Origin of the sequence: Microbacterium sp. BF1 (assembly GCF_019279095.1) — a bacterium.
Taxonomy (GTDB): domain Bacteria; phylum Actinomycetota; class Actinomycetes; order Actinomycetales; family Microbacteriaceae; genus Microbacterium; species Microbacterium maritypicum.
The window spans coordinates 1-780 of sequence record NZ_JAGYWT010000754.1; the positions used below are offsets into that span (position 1 = coordinate 1).

Annotated in this window: 1 protein-coding gene; it reads left to right on the top strand. The window is 69.4% G+C overall.

Going from position 1 to position 780, the window contains the following annotated elements; all coding sequences use genetic code 11:
* A partial coding sequence (argH, locus tag KZA10_RS16565; protein WP_218683445.1) for an argininosuccinate lyase occupies positions 1–780 on the top strand: 780 nt, incomplete at both ends.

Here is a 780-nt window from a genome sequence, read left to right on the forward strand (position 1 = left end):
GGTGTCTCGCCCTACGGCGGGGGAGCGCTGGCGGGTTCCACGCTCGGTCTCGATCCCGCACTCGTGGCGACCGAGCTGGGCCTCGACCGCCCCGCCGAGAACTCGCTCGACGGCACCGCCGCCCGCGATGTGGTGGCGGAGTTCGCCTTCATCACGGCGATGACCGGCGTCGACATCTCGCGCCTGTCCGAGGAGATCATCCTCTGGAACACCCGCGAGTTCGGCTTCGTCACTCTCGACGACGGCTACTCGACCGGATCGAGCATCATGCCGCAGAAGAAGAACCCCGATATCGCGGAGCTCGCGCGGGGCAAGTCCGGGCGCCTCATCGGCAACCTCTCGGGGCTGCTGGCCACCCTCAAGGGCCTCCCGCTCGCGTACAACCGCGATCTGCAGGAGGACAAGGAGCCGGTGTTCGATTCGGTGCAGACGCTCGAGGTCGTGCTCCCCGCTTTCGCAGGCATGATCGCGACGCTGCGTTTCGACACCGAGCGCATGGCGGCGCTGGCACCGCAGGGCTTCTCCCTCGCGACCGACGTCGCGGAGTGGCTGGTGAAGCGTCGGGTGCCGTTCCGCGACGCCCATGAGATCTCGGGCGCGCTCGTGCGTGCATGCGAGGAGCAGGGGATCGGTCTGGAGGACGCCTCCGACGAACTGCTGCTCTCGGTGTCTCCGCACCTCGTGCCCGAGGTGCGTGAAGTCCTCACGATCGAGGGATCGGTCGCGTCCCGGACCGGCGTCGGCGGTACCGCCCCGGTCCGGGTCGCGGAGCAGCGGGCC